This is a genomic window from Pseudomonas sp. QLc11A (genome assembly GCF_052112305.1).
GTDB classification, from domain to species: domain Bacteria; phylum Pseudomonadota; class Gammaproteobacteria; order Pseudomonadales; family Pseudomonadaceae; genus Aquipseudomonas; species Aquipseudomonas laurylsulfatiphila.
On sequence record NZ_JAVAJJ010000003.1, the window covers coordinates 38,868 to 63,024 of the forward strand.

General features: G+C 59.7%; 20 protein-coding genes. 8 read left to right on the top strand and 12 right to left on the bottom strand.

The genetic code is table 11. The annotated features are described in order from the left end of the window. Window positions 1–151 precede the first annotated feature (151 nt). Both hrpA and Q8X48_RS05605 read left to right on the top strand, forming a co-directional pair. Window positions 152–4,063, top strand: coding sequence for an ATP-dependent RNA helicase HrpA (hrpA, locus tag Q8X48_RS05600; RefSeq protein ID WP_407799395.1), 3,912 nt, complete (start codon window positions 152–154; stop codon window positions 4,061–4,063). A gap of 334 nt (window positions 4,064–4,397) precedes the next feature. Then, window positions 4,398–5,519 carry a beta-ketoacyl-ACP synthase III gene (locus Q8X48_RS05605; RefSeq protein WP_407799396.1) on the top strand — a complete coding sequence of 374 codons (1,122 nt, stop codon included), beginning with the start codon at window positions 4,398–4,400 and terminating at the stop codon, window positions 5,517–5,519. Window positions 5,520–5,925: 406 nt separating this feature from the next. Here the strand turns inward: Q8X48_RS05605 and Q8X48_RS05610 are convergent, their stop codons facing one another. Further along, window positions 5,926–7,257, bottom strand: a complete 1,332-nt coding sequence (locus Q8X48_RS05610) for a putative porin (protein ID WP_102698949.1) — start codon at window positions 7,255–7,257, stop codon at window positions 5,926–5,928. Window positions 7,258–7,537: 280 nt separating this feature from the next. On the opposite strand from Q8X48_RS05610, the gene Q8X48_RS05615 reads away from it, so the two are divergent. Then, the gene (locus Q8X48_RS05615) at window positions 7,538–8,662 is read left to right on the top strand and encodes a GNAT family N-acetyltransferase (RefSeq protein ID WP_407799397.1); all 1,125 of its coding nucleotides are present in this window, start codon (window positions 7,538–7,540) and stop codon (window positions 8,660–8,662) included. A gap of 18 nt (window positions 8,663–8,680) precedes the next feature. On the opposite strand, the gene aqpZ is transcribed toward Q8X48_RS05615, so the two are convergent. The 5 genes from aqpZ to Q8X48_RS05640 form a co-directional block, all read right to left on the bottom strand. Continuing rightward, window positions 8,681–9,379 (bottom strand): aquaporin Z, encoded by a 699-nt coding sequence (aqpZ, locus tag Q8X48_RS05620; protein WP_126046891.1) that lies wholly within the window; start codon window positions 9,377–9,379, stop codon window positions 8,681–8,683. A gap of 298 nt (window positions 9,380–9,677) precedes the next feature. Then, window positions 9,678–11,510: an ABC transporter ATP-binding protein gene (locus tag Q8X48_RS05625; RefSeq protein WP_407799398.1), complete on the bottom strand. Its 1,833-nt coding sequence runs from the start codon at window positions 11,508–11,510 to the stop codon at window positions 9,678–9,680. A 94-nt stretch (window positions 11,511–11,604) separates the two neighbouring features. Then, window positions 11,605–12,162, bottom strand: coding sequence for a peptidylprolyl isomerase A (locus tag Q8X48_RS05630; protein WP_007972474.1), 558 nt, complete (start codon window positions 12,160–12,162; stop codon window positions 11,605–11,607). A gap of 3 nt (window positions 12,163–12,165) precedes the next feature. Further along, the gene (locus Q8X48_RS05635; RefSeq protein ID WP_095963784.1) at window positions 12,166–12,969 is read right to left on the bottom strand and encodes an alpha/beta fold hydrolase; all 804 of its coding nucleotides are present in this window, start codon (window positions 12,967–12,969) and stop codon (window positions 12,166–12,168) included. A 14-nt stretch (window positions 12,970–12,983) separates the two neighbouring features. Continuing rightward, window positions 12,984–13,907 (bottom strand): LysR family transcriptional regulator, encoded by a 924-nt coding sequence (locus tag Q8X48_RS05640; RefSeq protein WP_057715975.1) that lies wholly within the window; start codon window positions 13,905–13,907, stop codon window positions 12,984–12,986. Window positions 13,908–13,956: 49 nt separating this feature from the next. Here Q8X48_RS05640 and Q8X48_RS05645 point away from each other — a divergent pair, with 49 nt between their 5' ends. The 3 genes from Q8X48_RS05645 to Q8X48_RS05655 all read left to right on the top strand — a co-directional run bounded on the left by Q8X48_RS05645 (window position 13,957) and on the right by Q8X48_RS05655 (window position 16,330). Beyond that, the gene (locus Q8X48_RS05645) at window positions 13,957–14,271 is read left to right on the top strand and encodes a 3-phosphoglycerate kinase (RefSeq protein ID WP_102673858.1); all 315 of its coding nucleotides are present in this window, start codon (window positions 13,957–13,959) and stop codon (window positions 14,269–14,271) included. 229 nt (window positions 14,272–14,500) lie between these two features. Continuing rightward, window positions 14,501–15,100 (top strand): FMN-dependent NADH-azoreductase, encoded by a 600-nt coding sequence (locus Q8X48_RS05650; RefSeq protein WP_015096339.1) that lies wholly within the window; start codon window positions 14,501–14,503, stop codon window positions 15,098–15,100. A 345-nt stretch (window positions 15,101–15,445) separates the two neighbouring features. Further along, window positions 15,446–16,330, top strand: a complete 885-nt coding sequence (locus tag Q8X48_RS05655; RefSeq protein WP_407799399.1) for a carboxylate/amino acid/amine transporter — start codon at window positions 15,446–15,448, stop codon at window positions 16,328–16,330. A gap of 55 nt (window positions 16,331–16,385) precedes the next feature. Here the strand turns inward: Q8X48_RS05655 and Q8X48_RS05660 are convergent, their stop codons facing one another. Both Q8X48_RS05660 and Q8X48_RS05665 read right to left on the bottom strand, forming a co-directional pair. Beyond that, entirely contained in the window at window positions 16,386–17,411 is a 1,026-nt protein-coding gene (locus Q8X48_RS05660; RefSeq protein WP_407799400.1) for an acyltransferase family protein, read from the bottom strand. A 98-nt stretch (window positions 17,412–17,509) separates the two neighbouring features. Beyond that, window positions 17,510–18,805: a mechanosensitive ion channel family protein gene (locus tag Q8X48_RS05665; protein WP_407799401.1), complete on the bottom strand. Its 1,296-nt coding sequence runs from the start codon at window positions 18,803–18,805 to the stop codon at window positions 17,510–17,512. Window positions 18,806–18,996: 191 nt separating this feature from the next. Between Q8X48_RS05665 and Q8X48_RS05670 the strand changes: the two genes are divergently transcribed. Next, window positions 18,997–20,337: a DEAD/DEAH box helicase gene (locus Q8X48_RS05670; protein WP_126046881.1), complete on the top strand. Its 1,341-nt coding sequence runs from the start codon at window positions 18,997–18,999 to the stop codon at window positions 20,335–20,337. A 63-nt stretch (window positions 20,338–20,400) separates the two neighbouring features. On the opposite strand, the gene Q8X48_RS05675 is transcribed toward Q8X48_RS05670, so the two are convergent. Together Q8X48_RS05675 and Q8X48_RS05680 are read right to left on the bottom strand one after the other, a co-directional pair. Continuing rightward, the gene (locus Q8X48_RS05675) at window positions 20,401–20,679 is read right to left on the bottom strand and encodes a hypothetical protein (protein WP_407799402.1); all 279 of its coding nucleotides are present in this window, start codon (window positions 20,677–20,679) and stop codon (window positions 20,401–20,403) included. A gap of 188 nt (window positions 20,680–20,867) precedes the next feature. Further along, window positions 20,868–21,602 carry a DUF899 domain-containing protein gene (locus Q8X48_RS05680; RefSeq protein ID WP_015096334.1) on the bottom strand — a complete coding sequence of 245 codons (735 nt, stop codon included), beginning with the start codon at window positions 21,600–21,602 and terminating at the stop codon, window positions 20,868–20,870. Between the two features lie 194 nt (window positions 21,603–21,796). Here Q8X48_RS05680 and Q8X48_RS05685 point away from each other — a divergent pair, with 194 nt between their 5' ends. Continuing rightward, window positions 21,797–22,189 (top strand): transcriptional regulator, encoded by a 393-nt coding sequence (locus Q8X48_RS05685; RefSeq protein ID WP_407799403.1) that lies wholly within the window; start codon window positions 21,797–21,799, stop codon window positions 22,187–22,189. A gap of 136 nt (window positions 22,190–22,325) precedes the next feature. On the opposite strand, the gene Q8X48_RS05690 is transcribed toward Q8X48_RS05685, so the two are convergent. Both Q8X48_RS05690 and Q8X48_RS05695 read right to left on the bottom strand, forming a co-directional pair. Continuing rightward, the gene (locus Q8X48_RS05690) at window positions 22,326–23,195 is read right to left on the bottom strand and encodes a DUF6279 family lipoprotein (RefSeq protein WP_407799404.1); all 870 of its coding nucleotides are present in this window, start codon (window positions 23,193–23,195) and stop codon (window positions 22,326–22,328) included. A gap of 77 nt (window positions 23,196–23,272) precedes the next feature. Next, entirely contained in the window at window positions 23,273–23,995 is a 723-nt protein-coding gene (locus Q8X48_RS05695) for a TorF family putative porin (protein ID WP_407799405.1), read from the bottom strand. Between the last annotated feature and the right edge of the window lie 162 nt (window positions 23,996–24,157).

Sequence of the window (24,157 nt, forward strand, 5' to 3'; positions counted from 1 at the left end):
TCGCTCCCACATTTGACCGTGGCGTGCCCCGATTTTGTGGTCGCTATAGATCCCATGTGGGAGCGAGCTCGCTCGCGATCGGCCGCGCAGCGGTCGTAAAATCTGCGACAATCCGCACCCTGCGCCACTAGACGACTGAATTGCGTACCCGATGACCGACGAATCGCCCTCCATCGACAAACTGCTGAAAAACCTCGATCACGCCATGCTCGCCGACCGCCACCGGCTGCGGCGGCAGTTGCTTGAGCTGCGCAAGAAACCCGACGAGGCCAAGTTGGGCCAGTGGGTGGCGCGCATGCAGGCGTCCTGTGACCAGGTGCTGGCGCGCCGCGCCAGCCTGCCGGTGATTCGTTACGACGACAGTTTGCCGATTGCCGCCAAGCGCGACGAAATCAAGAAGGCGCTGGAAAAGCATCAGGTGCTGATCATCGCGGGCGAGACCGGCTCGGGTAAAACCACCCAGTTGCCGAAGATCTGCCTGGAGATCGGACGCGGCCAGCATGGCTTGATCGGCCACACCCAGCCACGGCGGATCGCCGCGCGCAGCGTGGCCAGCCGGGTTGCCGAAGAGCTGGGCACGCCGTTGGGCGCACTGGTCGGCTATCAGGTGCGCTTCGAGGACCAGAGCGATTCCAATACCCTGATCAAACTGATGACCGACGGCATCCTGCTGGCGGAAACCCAGAACGACCGCTATCTGGAACGCTACGACACGATCATCGTCGACGAAGCCCACGAACGCAGCCTCAACATCGACTTCCTGCTCGGCTACCTGAAAACCCTGCTGCCGCGCCGTCCCGACCTGAAGGTCATCATCACCTCGGCGACCATCGACCTTGAGCGTTTCTCCAAGCATTTCGACGATGCTCCGATTGTCGAGGTGTCCGGCCGTACGTTCCCGGTGGACACCTGGTATCGCCCGCTGACCCTGGAGCAGGACGAGGAGGGTAACCGCGTCGAGGACGACCTGACGGTGGATCAGGCGATCCTCGCCACCCTCGACGAAATCGCCGCGTATGAGCGCAGTGAACGTCGCAGTCCCGGTGACGTGCTGGTGTTCCTGCCCGGTGAACGCGAGATTCGCGACGCCGCCGACATGCTGCGCAAGGCCCAGCTCAAGCACACCGAAATCCTGCCGCTGTACGCGCGCCTGTCGCCGGCCGAGCAGCAGCGGATTTTCCAGTCGCACCCGGGGCGTCGCGTGGTGCTGGCGACCAACGTCGCGGAAACCTCGCTGACGGTGCCGGGCATCCGCTACGTGATCGACAGCGGCACCGCGCGCATCAGCCGCTACAGCTACCGGGCCAAGGTCCAGCGCCTGCCGATCGAAGCCGTTTCCCAGGCCAGCGCCAACCAGCGCAAGGGCCGTTGTGGACGGGTCGAGCCGGGTATTTGCGTGCGCCTGTACAGCGAAGAGGATTTCCTCGGTCGCCCGGAATTTACCGATCCGGAAATCCTGCGGACCAACCTCGCGGCGGTCATTTTGCAGATGTTGCACCTGCGTCTTGGCGAGGTCAGCGCGTTCCCGTTCATCGAACCGCCGGATGGCAAGGCCATCAGCGACGGTTACAACCTGCTGCAGGAACTCTCGGCGGTGGATCGCAACAGCCAATTGACCCCGCTTGGTCGCCAATTGGCGCGGCTGCCGGTGGACCCGCGCATGGGGCGCATGTTGCTGGAAGCGGCGAAGCTCGGCAGCTTGCAGGAAGTGCTGATCGTCGCCAGCGCCATGTCGATCCAGGACCCGCGCGAGCGCCCGCCGGAGCGTCAGCAAGCGGCGGATCAGGCCCACGCCCAGTGGAAAGACGCCGACTCGGACTTCGCCGGTCTGGTCAATCTGTGGCGCGGATTCGAAGAGCAACGCCAGGCGCTGACCGCCAACCCGCTACGCAACTGGTGCCGCAAGAATTTCCTGAATTACCTGCGCCTGCGCGAATGGCGCGACTCCCATCGCCAGTTGAGCCTGATCTGCCGCGACATGCAGTTGAACCTCAATAAAGAGCCGGCGGATTACCCGAAACTGCACAAAGCGGTGCTGGTGGGTTTGCTCAGCCAGATCGGCCAGAAAACCGAAGAGGGCGATTACCTCGGCGCGCGTCAGCGGCGGTTCTGGATTCACCCGTCGTCGGGCATCGGCAAGAAGCGTCCGCAGTGGCTGATGACCGCCGAACTGGTGGAAACCACCAAGCTCTACGCGCGCATGGTGGCGAAGATCGACGCCGACTGGATCGAACCGCTCGCCGGGCACCTGATCAAGAAAAACCACTTCGAACCCCATTGGGAGAAGAAGCGCGGCCAAGTGGTTGCGTTTGAGCAGATCACCCTGTTCGGGTTGATCGTGGTCGGCCGGCGGCCGGTGCATTACGGCCCGGTGGACCCGGTGGTTTCGCGCGAATTGTTTATCCGCGAAGCGCTGGTGCGCGGCGAGATTCAGTCCAAAGCCAAGTGTTTGACCGCCAACAAGCAGTTGCTGGAACAACTCGACGAGCTGGAGGCCAAGGCCCGCCGTCGCGACATCCTGGCGGATGAAGAAACTCTGTACGCGTTCTACGACGCGCGCCTGCCGGCGGAGATTCATCAGACCGCGACCTTCGACAGCTGGTACCGGATCAACAGTCAGAAAGATCCGCAGCTGTTGATCATGCGCGAAGAAGACGTGCTGGCCCGTGAAGCCAGTGAGGTCACCGCACAGCATTACCCGGATACGCTGCACATCGGCGATCTGGAGTTGGCCCTCAGCTACCACTTCGAACCGAACCATCCACGGGATGGCGTGACCCTGCGCGTGCCGGCACCGCTGTTGCCGATGCTGCCGCCGGAGCGCCTGGACTGGCTGGTGCCGGGTGTCATCGAGGCCAAATGCATTGCCCTGGTGCGCAACCTGCCCAAGGCCCTGCGCAAGAACTTCGTGCCGGTGCCGGACTTCGTCAAGGCCGCCTTGCAGCGCATGACCTTTGCCGAGGGCTCGCTGCCCCAGGCCCTGGGTCGTGAGTTGCTGCGCATGACCGGAGCGCGGGTCAGTGATGAAGCCTGGGCCGAGGCGGCACAGCAAGTCGAAAGCCATCTGCGGATGAACCTGGAAATCGTCGACGGCCAGGGCAAGTTCCTCGGTGAAGGGCGTGATCTGGCCGAGTTGACGGCGCGTTTCGCCGAGGCCAGCCAGGCCGCATTGGCGGTGCCGCAAACCGCGAAGAGCCAGCAGCCGGTGGAGCCGAAAGTCTTCGCCGCGGTGGCCGAGAAAACCCAGCAGAAGATCGCCGGGCTGTCGATGACGGTCTATCCGGCACTGGTGGAAGAGGCGGGCACGGTCAAGGAAGGGCGTTTCTCGACCCCGGCCGAGGCCGAGTTCCAGCATCGCCGTGCCCTGCAACGCTTGCTGATGCAGCAACTGGCCGAGTCGGCAAAGTTCCTGCGCGGCAAGTTGCCGGGCCTGACCGAGCTGGGCCTGCTGTACCGCGACATGGGGCGTGTCGATGCGCTGGTGGAAGACATTTTGCTGGCCAGCCTCGACAGTTGCATTCTCGAAGGTGAAGACCCGCTGCCACGCGATGGCGCCGGATTGGCGTCCCTGGCCGAACGCAAGCGTGGCGCCTGGACCGAGCACGCCGAGCGTGTGGCGAAGCTGACCCTGGAAATCCTCAAGCTCTGGCATGGTCTGCAAAAACGCTTCAAGGGCAAGATCGACCTGGCGCAGGCCGTGGCCCTGAACGACATCAAGCAGCAGCTCAGCCACCTGGTCTATCCGGGGTTTGTCCGGGAAACACCGATGCAGTGGCTCAAGGAATTGCCGCGTTACCTCAAGGCCATTGAGCAGCGTTTCGAAAAAATCGCTGCCCAGGTGCAGCGCGACCGGGTCTGGAGCGGCGAATTGAGCGGCCTGTGGACGCAATACCAGACTCGCGCCAGCAAACATGCCCAGGAAGGCAAGCGCGATCCGCAGCTGGAGTTGTATCGCTGGTGGCTGGAGGAATACCGGGTTTCGCTGTTTGCGCAACAACTGGGAACCAAGGTGCCGATCTCCGACAAGCGCCTGAACAAGCAGTGGAGCCAGGTCGAACCCTAGACCTGATACCACTGCAATACCCTGTGGGAGCGGGCTTGCCCGCGAAGGGGCCGTCAGTTTCAACATTGACCCATCGCATTCGCGGGCAAGCCCGCTCCCACAGGTTGCTGTGGTGCCTGTAGCAAAGGGTTCATCCAGCAAAAAGGCGCCAAAACCCAAGGTTTATGGCAAACTTCGCGACCATAAACGCCGGTTTCGCGACCTAGAGCCTTCGGCCAGGTCACGTCACGGAATAAAGCGATGCCAGGTTTGCGTCCCCGGACGGGAATAGACCCTTTGTGTATTGGTACGACGGTGCCAATACTTTCTGCCTGAACAGATTAGAGACACGACCATGCATAACGTCGTCATCAGTGGCACCGGCCTGTACACCCCGGCCAACAGCATTTCCAATGAAGAGCTGGTCCAGTCTTTCAATACTTACGTCGCGCAATTCAACGCCGACAACGCCGACGCCATCGCATGCGGTGAAGTGCAGGCATTGACCGAGTCCAGTGCCGCATTCATCGAAAAAGCCTCCGGCATCAAAAGCCGCTTTGTCATGGACAAGGACGGCATTCTCGACCCGCAGCGCATGGCCCCGCGCCTGCCGGAGCGTTCCAACGACGAGTGGTCGGTGCTGTGCCAGATGGCCATTGGCGCGGCCGAACAAGCCCTGCAGCGTGCCGGCAAGACCGCAGCGGACATCGACGGCGTGATCGTCGCCTGCTCCAACCTGCAACGTGCCTACCCGGCCATTGCCATCGAAGTCCAGGAAGCGCTGGGCATCCAGGGTTTCGGTTTCGACATGAACGTGGCGTGCTCCTCGGCGACCTTCGGTATCCAGACCGCCGCCAACAGCGTGCAACTGGGCCAGGCCCGCGCGGTCCTGATGGTCAACCCGGAAGTCTGCACCGGCCACCTGAACTTCCGTGACCGCGACAGCCACTTCATCTTCGGCGATGCCGCCACCGCGGTGATCATCGAGCGTGCCGACCTGGCGACGTCCAAGTATCAGTTCGACATCGTCAGCACCAAGCTGCTGACCAAGTTCTCCAACAACATCCGCAACAACTTCGGCTTCCTCAACCGCGCGGCGGAAGAGGGCATCGGCGCCAAGGACAAACTGTTCGTGCAGGAAGGCCGCAAGGTGTTCAAGGAAGTCTGCCCGATGGTGGCCGAGCTGATCGCTGAGCATCTGCAAGAGAACCAGCTCAACATCAGCGACGTGAAGCGCTTCTGGCTGCACCAGGCCAACCTCAGCATGAACCACCTGATCGTCAAGAAACTGCTGGGCCGCGATGCGACCGAACAGGAAGCCCCGGTGATTCTCGACACCTACGCCAACACCAGCTCCGCCGGTTCCGTGATTTCGTTCCACAAGAACCAGGACGATCTGCCTGCCGGTTCGCTGGCCGTGCTCAGCTCGTTCGGCGCCGGTTACTCGATTGGTAGCGTGTTGCTGCGCAAGCGCTGATTCTGTGGCTTAAAAAGATCGCAGCCTGCGGCAGCTCCTACAGGACTGGGTTTCAACGTGATATCGCGATGAATCCGGTCCTGTAGGAGCTGCCGAAGGCTGCGATTTTTTTGCGGGGAGTTTTTGTCTTGAGGGCTTTTGTGGCGAGGGGGCTTGCCCCCGTTCGGCGACGAAGTCGCCGTAAAACAGGCAGAGGTGGTATGTCTGTCAAATCGCGGTGGCTGGTTCCGGGACCGCTTCGCAGTCCAGCGCGAGCAAGCTCGCTCGCCACATCAAGCTGATTCGAAGGGGGGGAGAGAAAACAGCCTGGCGTTGATGCATCGGAGGATGATGGGGACCGATACATCAACGCCAGGCTGTAAAAAGGGGCCCGGGCTTCCTTGCCCGAGTCGTGTAGCGGGGTGAATCAGAACTTGGCTTCGGCATCCAGTTGCAGGGTGTTGATGTCCGAATCCTTCTTGTTGATGTTGGCGTTGGTCTGGTCCGATGTCGCCATGTAGTAGGTCGCGCCCAGGGCAAAGTTCTTGTCCAGGTCGTAGCTCACTTTCAGCTTGCTGCCGCGCGAACCGGTGAAGCCGTTGGCGAAGTCGGAGTCGGTGAAGGCACCCACCACAGCATTACGCTGCACGTCGCGGTAGTTGTAGTCCACGTTGAAGCCGTAGAGCTTGGACTTCACACCGGCCAGCCAGCCAGTGTCCTGGTCGTTGCTGGCATCGGTGTTGTTGACGTACTGACCGTAGATCGACAGCGGAACCGGCAGGTTGCTGAAGTCCAGCTGACCAAAGCCTTCATACAGTTTGAACTGTTCGCCCGGGCTGTTGCCGTTGACGGCCAGTGCGCATGGCGCAGTAACGGTACCCGAGGTCGGGCAGGCGCTGCTGTCATCGTTGTCGTAGGCATAGAGACTGCCGCCCAAGGTCATTTTCATGCTGTCGGTGATGGCGAAGCGCGCACCCAACTGGCCGGCGTACAGACGCAGGTCGTGCTTGAATTGCACGCCTTCGCCGTCGACGTTGTCCTTGAGGGTGTAGTGACCGGCGCTACCGAACAGTTCGGTGCTGCCGCTCAACGGGTATTTGTAGGTGACGGCCAGGCCTTCCGGGTTGATGTCGCTATCCCAGATGATGTCGCCCATGCTCACCCATTGTTGCGGCATCTTGCCGCCAACCAGGTGCAGGTTCTTGATCGCGTCCGGGTGGTAGTCGATGTAACCCTGGTCCAGCCAGATCTGCTTCTTGTCGAAGTAGTTGTTCAGGTCCTGGTTGGTCGAGCGAGCGTCGTCGTTGCTGCCGGTGGCGATACGGATGCCAGTGTCGACCTGCGGGTTGATTTCGCTGTAGGCACCCAGGCGGGCACGAATGCGCTGACGATCCTGGTCCTTGTTGTTTGGCACGCCATCGTTGTGGACGTTTTCCTGACGAAAGCGCACGTCGCCCTTGAACTGGGTCTTCGCCGCCCAGGCAAGCTTCTGGTCGAAGGCGCTCAGCGTGTCGGTTTTCTTCGCGGTGGCCGCGATTTGCTCGTTGGTCTCTTGCTGAGCCTGACGGGCAATCTGCTGTTCTTTCTGATCCCTGGCCAGCTCGGCTTGCAATTCGCTGTACTGCGCGTTGGTGATCGAGCCGTTAGCCTTGAGCATGTCGAGCAGTTTGGCGTCGACTGCGGCACTGGCCGGAACACTCATGGCCAGCAACAGGCCACCGCACAAGGCCGCCGCAGTTTTCGTGGAAGCAAGACGCATATCAATCTCCGAAGATGAGAGGGGATGACAGAGCCATCCGGGGCACAACCGACCGTAAGGGGCGGAAAACTGTGGCCGGGTATAACCCGGCGCTCTAAAAACAGGCGCCAGTATCGCGATGGTTTATTACAGAGCAGTGGCAATGTGATGTCATGTCCATGACGATACAAAGCCGCCGTGAACGATTGAGTTAGAGCACTGTCGTCGCTTTGCCCGTGTGCAATGTGGAGCGATAGGCGATACTCGCGGGGCTTTCACGCCATGAAGAGTGAGGACGGTGATGCCGTTGCAACGCCTGCAAAAACTGTCAGAAATCGCCCCGCAGACCTGGGATGCCATGGTGCCGGAGAGTCAGCCTTTTCTGCGTCACGCTTTTTTGAGTGCACTGGAAGACAGCGGCAGTGTCGGCCCCCATTCCGGCTGGCAGCCCGAGCATCTGCTACACGTTGAAGGTGATCGCCTGATCGCCGCGCTGCCCGGTTATCGCAAGTGGCATTCCTACGGCGAGTACGTGTTCGATCACGCCTGGGCCGATGCCTGCGAACGCGCCGGCATCGATTACTACCCCAAGCTGTTGACCGCGGTGCCGTTCAGTCCTGTCGCCGGGCCGCGACTGCTGGCGGCCACGGTCGAAGACGGTTTCGAACTGTTGAACAGCCTGCCGGGCTATCTTGAACTCGAAGGGCTTTCCAGCGCCCACATCAACTTCACCGATCCATTCACCGATGCGGCATTGAGCGAGCAGCCCGGCTGGCTGCAGCGCGTTGGCTGTCAGTATCACTGGCAGAATCGCGGTTATCGGGATTTCCAGGACTTCCTCGACGTGCTCAGTTCGCGCAAGCGCAAACAGATGCGCAAGGAGCGCGAGCAGGTGGCCGGGCAGGGCTTCGAGTTTGAATGGCTGCAAGGGCGGGAGTTGAGTCAGGCGCAATGGGATTTCGTCTATGCCTGCTACGCCAATACCTACGCGGTGCGCCGGCAAAGGCCGTATCTGACGCGGGAGTTTTTCAGCCTGTTGGCCGAACGCATGCCAGAGTCGATTCGCGTGGTGCTGGCCAGGCAGGGTTCACGGCCGGTGGCGATGGCGTTCAGTCTGGTGGGGGGCGACAGCTTTTATGGCCGTTACTGGGGATGCCTGGCGGAGTTCGATCGCCTGCATTTCGAGACCTGCTTCTACCAGGGGATGGACTACGCCATCGCCAACGGTTTCCAGCGTTTCGATGCCGGTGCGCAAGGCGAGCACAAACTGATTCGTGGATTCGAGCCTGTCATCACCCATTCCTGGCACTACCTGCGGCATCCGGGGTTGAAGGCGGCGGTGAAAGACTTTTTGGAGCAGGAGCGGTTGGGAGTGCTGGCTTATGCTGAGGATGCGAAGTCAGCCTTGCCTTATCGACAAGGCTGATCTTCACCGTATGGCGTGTCAGTTGTCTTCCTTGCCCAGCCAGCGATACAGCACACCGCCGGCGACTGCACCGAGTAGCGGTGCGACCCAGAACATCCACAGTTGTTGAATCGCCCAGCCGCCGACGATCAGCGCCGGGCCGGTGCTGCGCGCCGGGTTGACCGAGGTGTTGGTGACCGGGATCGAGATCAGGTGGATCAGCGTCAGCCCCAGGCCGATGGCAATCGGCGCCAGTCCTGCCGGTGCACGTTTATCGGTGGCGCCGAGGATGATCAGGATGAACATCGCGGTCATCACCAGTTCACAGACAAACCCTGCCGCCATTGAATAGCCGCCGGGCGAGTGTTCGCCGTAGCCGTTGGACGCCAGGCCTCCTGCCAGTTCGAAACCGGGTTTGCCGCTGGCAATGAAGTACAGCAGGGCGGCTGCAATCACGCCGCCAATGACCTGGGCAATGATGTAGGCCGGCAATTCCCTGGCCGGAAACCGTCCACCGACCACCAGGCCGAGGGATACCGCAGGATTGAGATGACAGCCGGAAATATGACCGATGGCGAAAGCCATTGTCAGCACGGTCAGGCCAAACGCGAAGGACACCCCGAGCAAGCCGATCCCCACCTCTGGAAAAGCCGCCGCCAACACCGCACTGCCGCAACCACCCAATACCAGCCAGAACGTACCTACCAACTCAGTCGCCGAACGTTTTAACAGAGACATAAGAGAGTGTCCTTTCGAGATTATGCTGCCTTGAGCCTCCAGCCGATGGACTGCAGAACCACCTCCAGAACGTTGCAGTGAGTACAGCACGGTTTTTTCAGAATTCCAGCAGGCATGAAAAACCGCCAGGCCCCGTGTTTGACAGGGCCTGGCGGTTTTTCAATCTTCGGTATAACGCTTATCCCTGTGGGAGCGAGCTTGCTCGCGATAGCGGTGGATCAGACGCCATTTCTGTCGACTGACACTCCGTCATCGCGAGCAAGCTCGCTCCCACAGGGGCGGTGTGTTGTTCCGGGACTCAATCGATCCCGACAAACCCGCCGGTCTGGTGTTGCCACAACCGCGCATACAAGCCGCCATGGGCGAGCAACTCGGCGTGGGTTCCGGTTTCGGCGATCTTGCCGTTTTCCAGCACCACCAGCCGGTCCATCCGGGCGATGGTCGAGAGCCGGTGAGCGATGGCGATCACGGTCTTGCCCTGCATCAGGGTTTCGAGACTTTCCTGGATCGCCGCTTCGACTTCCGAATCCAGCGCGGATGTGGCCTCGTCCATGATCAGGATCGGCGCGTCCTTGAGCAGCACACGGGCAATGGCGATGCGCTGGCGCTGGCCGCCGGAAAGTTTCACCCCGCGCTCACCGACATGGGCATCGAAACCGGTACGGCCTTCGGCGTCGGACAGCAAAGGAATGAAACCGTCAGCCCGGGCCTTGTGCACCGCTTCCCAGAGTTGGGCATCGGTGGCGTCGGGTTTGCCGTACAGCAGGTTGTCACGGATCGAGCGGTGCAGCAGCGAGGTGTCCTGGGTGATCATGCCGATGCGTTCGCGCAGGCTTTCCTGGCTGACGTCGGCGATGTTCTGGCCGTCGATCAGGATGCGTCCGCCTTCGACGTCGTACAGGCGCAGCAACAGGTTGACCAAGGTCGATTTGCCCGCGCCGGACGGGCCGATCAGGCCGATTTTCTCGCCAGCCTTGATGGTCAGGTTGAGGCCGCCGATGATCCCGCTCTTCTTGCCGTAGTGGAAGTCCACCTGCTCGAAACGCACTTCGCCACGGGCCACCGCCAGGGGTTTGGCCTGGTCGCGGTCGGTGACGCTGACCGGTTGCGAGATGGTCTGCAGGCCATCCTGCACCATGCCGATGTTTTCGAAGATGCCGGTCACCACCCACATGATCCAGCCGGACATGTTGACGATGCGGATCACCAGGCCAGTGGCCAGGGCGATGGCCCCCACGCTGATCAGCGACTGCGTCCACAGCCACAGGGCCAGGCCGGTGGTGCAGACGATCAGCAGGCCGTTCATGCTGGTGATGACCACGTCCATGCTGGTGACCACGCGGCCGGCCAGTTGGGCTTTTTCGGTCTGTTCCTTGATCGCTTCGCGGGCGTATTGCTGCTCGAAGTGGGTGTGGGCGAACAGCTTCAGGGTGGTGATGTTGGTGTAGCCGTCGACAATCCGCCCCATGAGTTTGGAGCGCGCATCGGACGCTACCACCGAGCGATCCTTGACCCGTGGCACGAAGTACCAGAGGGCGCCGATGAAGGCGAAGATCCACGTCAGCAGCGGAATTATCAGGCGCCAGTCGGCTTCGGCGAACAGCACCAGCGAACTGATGGCGTAGATCAGCACATGCCACAACGCATCCACCGCTTGCACGGCGGAGTCACGCAGTGAGTTGCCGGTTTGCATGATGCGCTGGGCGATGCGCCCGGCGAAGTCGTTCTGGAAGAAATTCAGGCTCTGCTTGAGCACGTAGCTGTGGTTCTGCCAGCGAATCATGCTGGTCATGCTGGGGCTCAGGGTCTGGTGCACCAACAGGTCATGCAGGCCCACGAATATGGGGCGCAACACCAGCGCCACCACCACCATCCAGGTCAGTTCGAGGGCGTGTTCGCGAAACAGATTGGCGTTCGGTGTGCCTTGGGCCTGGTCGATGATGCGACTCAGGTAGCTGAACAGCGCCACCTCGATCAATGCACCAATCAGGCCGACGATCAACAGGGCGGCGAAGCTCGGCCAGACCTGCTTGAGGTAGTAGGTATAAAAAGGGAATACACGATCTGGCGGGGACGCCGTCGGTGCTTCACGGAAAACATCGATCAGTTTTTCAAAGCGGCGATAAAGCATGGGTTGTTCGCCCGCGAGCGGGCTCTCCTTTTAACGTTTTGAGCGTTGCCGGCAAACACCGGCAACGGCTCGGACATCCTTGTCCAGCTTAGTCTCAGTCGATGCGCTTGGCCGACTTGATGAACACCGGGTCGGCCGGCACGTCCTTCATGCCGCTACGAACGGTGGTTGGCGAATTGACGATGATGTCGACCACGTCCATGCCTTTGACCACTTTGCCGAACACCGCGTAGCCGTCACCCTGGTCAAGGAAGTCGTTGTCCTTGACGTTGATGAAGAACTGGCTGGTGGCCGAGTCAGGTACCGAGGTACGGGCCATGGACAAGGTGCCACGAACGTTGACCAAACCGTTGTTGTGCTCGTTCTTGATCGGCGCCTTGGTGTCTTTTTGCTGCATGGCCTGGGTGAAACCACCGCCCTGAACCATGAAACCTGGGATCACACGGTGGAAAATCGTGTTGTTGTAGAAGCCGCTGTCGACGTATTCAAGGAAGTTCTTGGTACTGATCGGCGCCTTGACCGGGTCCAGTTCGATTTCGATCTGGCCGTTGGTGGTTTCCAGCAAAACGTGCGGCGCCTTGGCGGGCGTTGCGGCCATCAGGTTGGCGGCAAACAGGACGGTGCCAGCGGCGAGGGCGATTTTTTTCAGCATGGGTCAGTGATCCTGAGTGGTGGTGTCGACTGCGGTCAGAAAATCCAGCAGCGTTTGGTTGAAGTGTTCCGGCTGGTCCAGTGGCGTGGCGTGGCGTGAATCGGCGATTACCACCAGCCGCGCATCGGGTAGCAGTTTTACGTAGTTTTCCTTCAGCGCCACCGGTGTGTAGTCGCGGTCGGCACTGACGATGAGGGTTGGACAGGTGACCTTGGAAAGTCGTTCCTGGACCCCCCAGCCAACAATGGCATTGAAGCTGGCGAGATAAGCATGTTTGTCGTTTTTTGCCCAGCGCTCGGCCATTTTTTGTCGCAAGTCGGCCTGTTCGGGCTTTGGGAACAACTTGCTGCCCAATGCCTTGCCGATGGTGCGCAGGCTGAGTGCGTGCATCAGGCTCCAGCGCTTGAACCACTGCCAGTAATCGTCGCGGCTGCGCAGTTTGACCTCTGGCGCACTGTTGACGATGCACAGGCTCTTGAGCAGTTTCGGCTGGTCCACACCCAGCTGGAAGCCGATCATGCCGCCCATGGACAAACCGACATAGTGTGTCGGGCCGAGATTGAGGTGCTCGATCAGTGCGATCAGGTCGGCGCTGAAACCGGCAATGCTGTAGCGCTCCCGGGGTTTGTCCGAACGTCCGTGACCGCGTACATCCGGGACGATCACCCGGTAGCGGGTGGCCAGTGCCGGGATTTGCTTTTCCCAGTCCAGGGTGCTGGAACCGAGGCCGTGGACCAGCAGCAGCGGCGTGCCGTGGCCATACTCCTCATAGTGCAGGTTGCAACCTTCGTGTTCGAAATAGGCCATGCATACACTCCGTGTCAGGCTTGTTCGGGGGCGGCGAACGGGGCGTCCAGTGGTGCGGTGTCGAAGGTGCGCAGCAGTTCGATGAGAATCTGCGTGGCAGGTCCCAGTGGTTTGTCCTTGTTCGAATACAGGTAAAAACTCGGGTTGCGGCTGCCGCCCTGATCCAACGGTAGCAGCTTGAGCGTACCTTCCTTCAGTTCCCGTTCGATCATGTGCCGGGGCAACCAGGCAAAACCCAGGCCGCTGCCGACGAAGGTCGCGGCGGTGGCCAGGCTGCCTACGGTCCAGCGCTGTTCGGCCCCGAGCCAGCCGACGTCCCGAGGTTGCTGACGGCCCGAGTCGCGGATCACCACTTGCATCTGGCTTTCCAGGTCCTGGAAGCTCAGTTCGCGGTTGAGGCGGTGCAGGGGGTGCTCGGGGTGGGCGACCGCAACGAACTCGACGTCGCTCAATTCCGCGCCCAGGTAACCGGGAATACTGAAGCCCGTGATGGCCAGGTCGGCCACGCCTTCGAGCAGGACTTCCTCCACGCCCGACAGCACTTCTTCACGCAGGCGCACCCGGCAGCCACGGCTTTGCGGCATGAACGCGGTCAAGGCGCGGACGAGGCGGGCGCTTGGGTAAGCGGCATCGACCACCAGGCGCACTTCGGCTTCCCAGCCCTGTTCCATGTGATGGGCCAGGTCTTCGAGTTGGCTGGCCTGTTTCACCAGTTGCCGGGAGCGGCGCAACAGCACGCCACCGGCTTCGGTCAGCACGGCCTTGCGTCCGTCGATGCGCAGCAACGGCACGCCGAGCTGATCCTGCATGCGTGCCACGGTGTAGCTGACCGATGATTGCGAGCGATGCAGCGCCTCGGCGGCCTGGGCGAAACCACCGTGATCGACCACGGCTTGCAGCGTTCGCCATTGATCAAGGGTCACGCGGGGCGCTTTCATGTTGAGCTCCTCTTGTCCTAAGCTGGCAGCCCTTACTGGAGGCTGCTGAATGAAAAAAATCTGTTGTGTGCTGCTGGCGCTGCTGCCGTTGACGGCGATGGCTTACCCGATCGATGTGAAGAAAGACCTCAACGGCATGAAGATCGATTACCAGACCTACGACACGGATAACGACATCGGCTCCATCCAGGTGGCCAACTACGGCGACGTCGATGCAAGCTGCAAGGCCGTCTTCATCAATGGCCCGGAAGCGCCGCGTACCCGCAAGATCGACGTACCGGCCGGCAAGCACAAAAATGCCACCGCCAAATTCAGCCGCAACATCATCAAGCTGCGCATCGAGCTGAGCTGTACCCCGAAATGACAGCAATCTCCTGTGGGAGCGGGCTTGCTCGCGAAAGCGGTGTGTCATTCAACGTTGATGTCGACTGACACGGCCTATTCGCGAGCAGGCTCGCTCCCACAGGGTATGTTGAGCTTATAAACGAATTTATTGATGGGTTATAGCAGTTATTTGCGCTTTTTCATCGATATGACTCTGTTTAACCTTCACTCCATCGACCTACAGCATTCTCAGATGGAGGCTACATCCCATGTCCCGCGTTCTGATCATCGAAAGCAGTGCCCGTCAGCAAGACTCGGTTTCCCGTCAACTGACCCAGACGTTCATCAGCCAGTGGAAAGCCGCTCACCCGAATGACCAGATCACTGTCCGGGACCTGGCCGTCAATCCGGTGCCACACCTGGATATCAACCTGCTGGGTGGCTGGATGAAACCCGCCGAGCAGCGCAGCGACATCGAACAGGCGTCCCTGGAACGCTCCAACCAGCTGACCGACGAATTGCTCGCCGCCGATGTACTGGTCATGGCCGCGCCCATGTACAACTTTGCGATCCCCAGCACGCTGAAAGCCTGGCTTGACCACGTGCTGCGTGCCGGCGTGACCTTCAAGTACACCGAAACCGGTCCACAGGGCCTGCTCAGCGGCAAGCGCGCCTATGTGTTGACGGCTCGTGGTGGCATCTATGCCGGCAGCACCGCCGATCACCAGGAACCGTACCTGCGTCAGGTCATGGGCTTCATCGGTATCCACGACGTGACGTTCATCCACGCCGAAGGCATGAACCTGGGCGGTGACTTCCAGGAGAAAGGCCTGAACCAGGCGAACGCCAGGCTTGCGCAAGTGGCCTGACCCATTAATCGCCAGATAATCGCTGGATGGTCTAGTGACCTGGCGCACCCCTTCAAGCCTGTACGCGCATCGAACCTCCCTTCGCACTTGTTGCTCCTGAGTGCTCTGGCCCGATTGAACGCTTTAGCGAGATCGGGCTTTTTTTTGCCTGTGATTTAACAAGCACCTAAAAAACCTGTGGGAGCGAGCTTGCTCGCGATGACTGAGTGTCAGTCGACAATGATGTTGACTGATCCACCGCTATCGCGAGCAAGCTCGCTCCCACAATGGATTTTTGTATGGTTTGGGTGTTCGCGATCAGTAGCAAAACCCGCTATCGTCGCCGCCATTCAAAACGAGGCGAGCATGGGCTATCTACTTTTTGTCACGCTGATCCAGGCGTTTTCCTTCAGTTTGATCGGCGAATACCTGGCCGGTCATGTCGACAGTTACTTCGCGGTGCTGGTGCGTGTGCTCCTGGCAGGGCTGGTGTTCATCCCGCTGACCCGCTGGCGCTCGGTGGAGCCGGCGTTCATGCGCGGCATGCTGCTGATCGGCGCGTTGCAGTTCGGGGTGACCTACGTATGCCTGTACCTGAGCTTTCGCGTACTGACGGTGCCGGAGGTGTTGCTGTTCACCATCCTCACGCCGCTGCACGTGACCCTGATCGAAGATGCACTCAATCGTCGCTTCAATCCCTGGGCCCTGGTCGCGGCACTGGTGGCGGTAGCGGGGGCGGCGGTGATTCGCTTTGACCGGATCAACCCGGATTTCTTCATGGGTTTCCTGCTGCTGCAACTGGCCAACTTCACCTACGCCGCCGGGCAGGTGCTCTACAAACACCTGGTCGCCCGCCACCCGAGCGATCTGCCGCATTACCGACGTTTCGGCTACTTCTACCTTGGCGCATTGGCGGTGGCATTACCGGCGTTTCTGTTGTTCGGCAAACAGAACTTCCTGCCCGAAGCGCCTTTGCAATGGGGCGTGCTGCTGTTCCTCGGTCTGGTCTCGACTGCGCTGGGTTTGTATTGGTGGAACAAGGGGGCGTGCATGGTAAATGGCGGGACCCTGGCGGTGATGAACAACCTGCATGTGCCCGTGGGGTTGCTGATCAATCTGCTGATCTGGAACCAGCATGAAGAACTGGGGCGATTGTTGCTCGGCGGTTCGGTGATTTTGCTGGCGGTGTGGGTCAGTCGGTTGGGCGCGCGATCTGCTCTATTACTGCATAACGATACCGAGATGCGCTGACCGCCTCCGGAGGATCAACACCTGAAGATCAATCAGCGCTTCAGGTGTTGTCGTTTTATTGGGGGGAGCTTGTTGGGACAGCGCATGCGCGTTTCTCGCGTATCTTGACCCGTCTGGATATCGGTTTTTCAATGAGGTTGAAACTCAATGCCGAAATCGCAGCAATCAACCCAAGAATCATTGCCAGCGTGGTGAGGTGGCTGAGGTTTAGAGCTTGTTGGATTTTTATCATGTAGGACATCACCAGTACATGACACAGGTAGGTCGAGTATGACCAATCGCCCAGTTTATTGATCAGTTCGATTCTAGAGAAGAAACGTTCTTGAGACAGCGCAGCAAGTAAAATGGCAGCGCAAGGTAGTCCCGATTTCCATGGTGAGTGAACCGTCTGACCGTAGTGGATAATAACTCCGAGGGCGGCCACTGCCATTATCAGTGCTGGAGCCAAGGGGATACGTTGTACAAGGTTTCTTTGGTATGCGTACGCAATGATTATTCCGAATGTAAATTCAAACACTATGGGGTTGTGGTAGAAAACAAAGTCGCCGCCAAGGCGCGGCAGCACCTTGTATAGCAGGAAAATGCCAAGAATGATCGTGGGTACTCTGAACTTCTCAGGGGAAAACAGGCTGCCCAGAAAGACGGCGTAAAATACCATCTCATAGTTGAGTGTCCATCCAACCGTCATCAATGGATAAAAACCGATTTCCGATGGGTTCTGTGCGGGGATAAAAAACAGGCTTTTGAGCAGGAATACGGGTTCATAGAGTGTCAGTGGTACCGAACCGGGTAAAAAAATCAATGTCACTGCAGTGATACAGGTAAACATCCAATATGCGGGGGCAATTCTTGCTAATCGATGGCGGACGAATGTTGCAGGGGAAATTTTTTTGCCGGTAGCGGAAAGGTAAATCACAAAGCCACTGATGACAAAAAACAAATCGACGCCGATGGCACCATACCGTTGCATCGAAACGGACACCGGATCGGTTAGTTGAAAGTTATGGACTAACTGCATGTAATGGTGGAAGACCACTACCCATGCAGCGAGCGCGCGTAATGTTTGAATGGAATTGAGCATTGTTCGATGCATCTGCCAAAGGGATCAAGTATACCGATATAGCCTTGGTGTCGCCTACGTTTGCTGATGGGCAGGTCGCGCGTGGCGGGTACAGCATTTCATGGCGTCTTTTTCAGTTCGGGTAGATGGCTCGCGCCCAGTACCGCCGGCAATATCCCCGCCCGCAAATCCGTCCCGCTCGGCTGCTGATACAGGCTCAACCCGAACTCCGGCAGCACCGCCAGCAGGTAGTCGAAAATATCCCCCTGGATCCGCTCGTAGTCGGCCCACGCCGTGGTGCGGGTAAAGCAGTAGATTTCCAGTGGAATGCCCTGGGCGGTGGTCTGCATCTGGCGGACCATGCAGGTCATGTTCGGCTGGATCCCCGGGTGACTCTTCAGGTAGGCCAGCGCATAGGCGCGCAAAGTGCCGATGTTGGTCATCCGCCGGCGGTTGGCCGACATGGCTGCGACGTTGCCCTGGGCCTCGTTCCAGGCCTTGAGTTCGGCCTGCTTGCGAGTCATGTAGTCGGTGAGCAAGTGCACCTGCGACAGCTTCTGCTCCTCGTCGTCGCGCAGGAAGCGCACGCCGCTGGCGTCGATGAACAGGCTGCGCTTGATCCGGCGGCCACCGGAAGCCTGCATGCCGCGCCAGTTCTTGAACGACTCGGACATCAGGCGCCAGGTCGGAATCGAGACGATGGTCTTGTCGAAGTTCTGCACCTTGACCGTGTGCAAGGTGATGTCCACCACATCGCCGTCGGCGCCCACCTGGGGCATTTCGATCCAGTCGCCGACCCGCAGCATGTCGTTGCTGGTCAATTGCACGCTGGCGACGAACGACAGCAGCGTGTCCTTGTAGACCAACAGAATCACCGCCGACATGGCACCCAGGCCCGAAAGCAGCAACAGCGGCGAGCGGTCGATCAAGGTTGCGACGATGATGATCGCGCCAAACACGTACAGCACCATTTTTGCCAGTTGCACATAGCCCTTGATCGAGCGGGTGCGGGCGTGTTCGGTGCGGGCGTAGATGTCCAGCAGGGCATTGAGCAGGGCGCTGACCGCCAGCAGCAGAAACAGGAAGGTAAAGGACAGGGCGACGTTGCCGAGGAAATTCAGACTGGTCTTGCTCAGGTCCGGCACCAGATTGAGGCCGAACTGGATGACCAGCGAAGGCGTGATCTGGGCCAGGCGATGAAACACCTTGTTCTGTAGAAAATCATTGACCCAGTGCAGGGCCGGCTGGCGGCTGAGCATTTTTGCCGCATGCAGTATGAGGTAGCGCGCCACCCGTCCGAGGAACAGCGCAATGGCCAGCAACAGCAGCAGCGCCAGGCTGGAATGTAAGAGCGGGTGCTGGTCGAGGGCACCCCAAAGGTCCAGGACGTTGATCCAGAGCTGTTTGATATCCATGGTCAAGACGATTCTTCTGTAGGGCGCGAGAGGCGATTAGAGCATTTAAGACGCTTTGTATTGTGTTTTGGGAAAAACAAGGCAACAAAAAACCAACTGTTTACCGCCATTTGCATAAAGAAACTCGGCCTGAGCGCTCGAAACCGTTACCCTATGCAGCTGTTTTTTTGCATTTCTTCGAGGTAGCACCCGTGTTTTCCCAATTCGCCCTGCACGAACGCCTGCTCAAAGCCGTGGCCGAGCTGAAATTTGTCGAGCCAACGCCTGTGCAAGCCGCGGCCATTCCGCTGGCGCTCCAAGGGCGTGACCTGCGGGTGACGGCGCAAACCGGTAGCGGCAAAACCGCTGCATTCGTTTTGCCCATCCTCAACCGTCTGATCGGCCCGGCGAAAATCCGCGTCAGCATCAAGACCCTGATCCTGCTGCCGACCCGCGAACTGGCCCAGCAGACGCTGAAGGAAGTTGAACGCTTCTCGCAGTTCACCTTCATCAAGTCCGGCCTGATCACCGGCGGCGAAGACTTCAAGGTCCAGGCCGCGATGCTGCGCAAGGTGCCGGACATCCTGATCGGTACGCCGGGCCGGATGATCGAGCAACTGAACGCTGGCAACCTCGACTTGAAAGAAGTCGAAGTACTGGTGCTCGACGAAGCCGACCGCATGCTCGACATGGGCTTTGCCGAAGACGTGCAGCGTCTGGTGGACGAATGTACCAACCGTCAGCAAACCATGCTGTTCTCCGCCACCACCGGTGGCTCGGGCCTGCGCGAGATGATCGCCAAGGTCCTGAACAACCCTGAGCACCTGCAGCTCAACGCGGTCAGCCAGCTGAACGACACCACTCGCCAGCAGATCATTACCGCTGACCACAACCAGCACAAAGAACAGATCGTCAACTGGCTGCTGGCCAACGAGACCTACCAGAAGGCCATCGTCTTCACCAACACCCGGGCCATGGCCGACCGTATCTACGGCCGCCTGGTGGCGCAGGAATACAAAGCGTTCGTGCTGCACGGCGAGAAAGACCAGAAGGATCGCAAACTGGCGATCGACCGCCTGAAGCAGGGCGGCGTGAAAATCCTCGTTGCCACCGACGTCGCCGCTCGCGGCCTGGACGTTGACGGCCTGGACCTGGTGATCAACTTCGACATGCCGCGCAGTGGCGACGAATACGTGCACCGTATCGGTCGTACCGGCCGCGCCGGTAACGATGGCCTGGCCATCTCGCTGATCTGCCACGGCGACTGGAACCTGATGTCGAGCATCGAGCGCTACCTCAAGCAGAGCTTCGAGCGCCGCACCATCAAGGAAGTCAAAGGCACCTACGGCGGACCGAAGAAGGTCAAGGCCTCGGGCAAGGCCGTCGGCGTGAAGAAGAAAAAGACTGACGCCAAGGGTGACAAGAAGAAAACTGCCGCCAAGACCCCGACCAAGCGCAAGAGCGCCAACCGGCCGAAGAGCGACTCCCTGGTCAGCAAGGACGGCATGGCGCCGCTCAAGCGCCGCAAGCAGGAAGCGCCAGCAGCTGAGTAAGTTGCTGTAAGCGACCCAGGAAAAACCCGGACAGTGTCCGGGTTTTTTTATACCTGGCGTTTATCAGCCTTCGGTTTTCTTCTCGGCAGAGCCCAGCTCCTTCAAGCGCTGGTCGATCAACTGGCACTTGTCCGGCAAGTCTTTCGAAGCAGTGCCAAGATCCATTTTTTGCAACTCGTCATTGATCTCTTTGGCCTTGGTCGGGTTCTGCTCGGTGAGCCTGGCCACTTGCTGGGCCAGTTGTTCGCGTTTGGCGGTGGCTTCCTCGGGAGTGCAGGCCCAGACGGGCAGGGCACAAGCGAGGGCAGCGGCGAGAGTGAGCGTCTTCAGCAGTGGTTTCATGGGCAGGGGCCTCAGCTCCGGTCAAGGCGGGTTATCCGGTTGAGCGCTGGCCCCTGGGGAAAGTTCAGTCTGTGATATTTGCGTTGGTTATCAGGGCCACTTCGCGGGCAAGCCCACGGGTTTTGTGAACAACACAGAAAACTGTGGGAGCGGGCTTGCCCGCGAAGGCCGCGCCTAGGTGTCTGGGGCTAACCACTGTGGCAGCAACTCGACTTCGCCTGTTCCTCATATTTGTCATGGTGGCGCACCCACTCCATGATTTCCTCCTCGTTGCGACCCTTGGGCGTCAGGTCTAGGTAGTTGTAGGCGCCAACCAGCATGTCCAGGCCGCGGGCATAGGTGGAGTAGGTGTGGAAGATTTCGCCGGCTTCATTGCGATAAAACACGCTGAGACCAGGGAGTTCTTCCTCGGCGCCGTCGGTTTTTTCGTAGTTATACGTAGCCTTTCCTGCGGCGACCTCTTCGGCCCGGGCACAGACGCCAAAGTCGTAGTTGAAGTCGCATCCTGCCGACGACACCCAGTCGAACTTCCAGCCCATGCGCCGCTTGAACGCCTGGAATTCATCGAAGGGTGCGTGGGAAACCGCCACCACTGCAATGTCGTGGTGGGCCAGGTGCTGGTTGGCGCCGTCGATGTGATCGCTGAGGTACGAGCAGCCGGGGCAGCCCTCGTCCCAGCCCTCGGCGAACATGAAGTGGTAGATGACCAACTGACTGCGGTCGCCGAACAGGTCCGCCAGTTTCAGTTCGCCATTGGCCCCTTGGAAATGGTAGTCCTTGTCGATTTTCACCCAGGGCAGGGCGCGGCGTTCGGCGCTGAGTTTGTCCCGTTCCCTGGTGAAGGCTTTCTCGTGGATCAGGTGTTGTTTGCGGGCAGCGAGCCATTCTTCCCGCGACACGACGGGGTGATTCTGGATGTTCATGTTGTTTTCTCCTGCGTGGGGCTGGGAGGTGACCTACACAGACTAGTCGTTTGGCTTGGGTGGAATTCGACATGCCGCCGGTCGGTCGTCAGCGAAAGGCTGTCTGAACGGCTGCCGGGCGCACCGGTCACAACCTGTAAGGCCCGTTCAATTGCACGGGCATCCATCGAACGGACACCGGAGGTTGAATCAGGATGACGACTTACAACTGGGACTTGATTGAGCGCTTGCTGCATGAAGCGCAAAACAGCGCGGGCCACAACTTCACGCCGCGGCCTTACGCCGAACAGCATGCGGCGCAGAAGGCCGCGGAAGGCGAGTCGATAGATAATCTTGATCACTTGAAAACGGTGGCTGGCGAGTACGAAAAGCTGCTGCTGATGCGTGGCTATATCGCGCCGCGACCGGAGGAGGAAGGGGGTACGGGTGCCAATTACATTTTGACGGCGCGGGGTTCGTGCTTATTGAGTCTGCTCGACAGCAGTATTCCCGGTAATGATCACCCGCGGCAGGTGCTCGATGAACAGGAGGATGCGCTGGATGAGATGACGTTTGATCAGGTGGCGTCGAAGGCGCAGATTGCCTGATGTACGTGTACACCCTGTGGGAGCGAGCCTGCTCGCGAAGAGGCCATCACATTCAGGATTGATATTGAATGTGAGACCGTTATCGTCGGATCGCCGCCCGGAGCCGGCTCGCTCCCACATGGGGTTTGTTTTGGGCTTAGCCTTGTTTCGCCGCTTTCAGGCACTTCAGATCACTGAAATCCTTCCTCACACCCTCGATTTTCTGCAGCAGACGCTCACGCTGGCTCGGTGTGCTTGCAGCCATGAGATCCACGAACAGCGAACGTGCCTGGGCCTCGGTGTTGGCAAAGGCCTTACGATAGGCGGGTGTCCACAAACTCTGGCGATTGATCAGAAGTGTCTCGATTCGTTGTGGGAATTGTGGACTCTGGCGTTGCGCAACGGCCGCGCTGAACTGTTTCTGCCAATGGACACGATTGGCCAGCCACTGCGTATTCTGATCACCCAAGGCCCTGGACCATGTGGTGACCCGCTGTTGCTGGGTGTTGCTCAGTGGGCCGAGCCAGTCGTTCAGGCGCTTCTCCATGCGCGCGCTGCGCTCCTTGATCTGTTGGTCGAGGGTGGGCTTGAGGTATTCCGCCTGGCGTTTGCGCCGGTCCTTGGCGAAGGCATCGTTCATTTCGGCGACTTGCTTGTCATCCAGCCCTTGCAGCAACTCGATGGCCGACGGGGTGATTTCCCGCGCGGTCTCGGCGATCGCCTGTTCGGCTTCTTGGGCGCGGGCCTGCAAGGCGGCATCGGTGACCTGGTTGGTCGCGATCATGGTTTGCAGGCGGTCCAGCCAGTCGAGATAGCCGGGCAGTTGGGTGGTGCAGTGCCAGCTCAGGTGTTCCTTCAAGCGTTCGTCCAGCCAGCTTTTCTGCTCGCCGTTCATGTCCAGGTAGTCGCTGAGCGTCCACGGGATGATCACATCGAGATTGCGGTAGGCCAGGCCCACGCGGCTGCACGCGCCGAGGGCGAGGGTAACGGTCAACACAACGGCGATATGTTTGAGCCAGCGGGACATGGGCGAATCCTTGCGAAAGCCAGTCTTCGGGGTCTGATTCTCTTGTGAGCCCAGGAGGGGGCCGGCAGTTCAGCCGATCAATAGAACGCGTGTTCGGCCTTGAGCGTCACCAGCCCGTCGCATTGGCTGTTGTGCCCGGCATAGGCCGAGCAACCGCTGCCGCTCAGGCTGGAGTCACTGTAGATCAGGTCGAGGTCGATGCCCATGAACGGGCGGGACAATTTCAGCGACCAATCGGTAAAGCTGCCTACATACCCGCCATCCACCGCCACTGGTGTATTGAATTGGTGGGTGGTGTATTTCAGGCTGATGCCGACACCGAACGGTTGATTGCCGCTCAAATCAGCGAACAGCGTGTTGTTCTGTTTGTCCGGGTCGTTGCTGAAGGCTATGCCGAAACGGCTGCCGAGCAAGGTCAGGCCGCCGAACAGTTCCTGGCTGTCAGGGATGGTGACTTCGGGGTAGCTGTAGCGGATCAGGCCCACCTCGTAGCCGAGGGTTTGGTCGAAGGGGTGTTTAAAGCCCGCGTAGGAATCGATCTCGAGGTCTTTCCCCGGGCTGATGCCCATGCTGGGTGACCATTGGCCTACGTAGAAGCCGCTGTCGTGGCTCAGGTCCAGGCCTCCGTGGAACGAACCGACGGCCGAGGGTTTGACCAGGCCTTGGGCCATGCTGCGGGTGGGGGTGGTGCCGAGTTTGAGATCGAAGGCACCCAGTTCACGCTGAAAGATTTGTGCGTGTGCTGCGGAGCAAACCAACAGACCGCCGAGCAATGCCGATAAACAGGAAGGTTTGAACATGCGTCACTCCATGAACAGCGAGGGCAGGCTGGCGAGCCCGCTGAAACGCTTGATCCAGACGCTTGCAAGGATACCGGCGAATGATCGGCAGCGAAGGCCGTTCGTCGATTTCCATGGATTTGAAGGGGGGGCGAGGGAGTGACGAGGGTTCCAGTCCAAGCG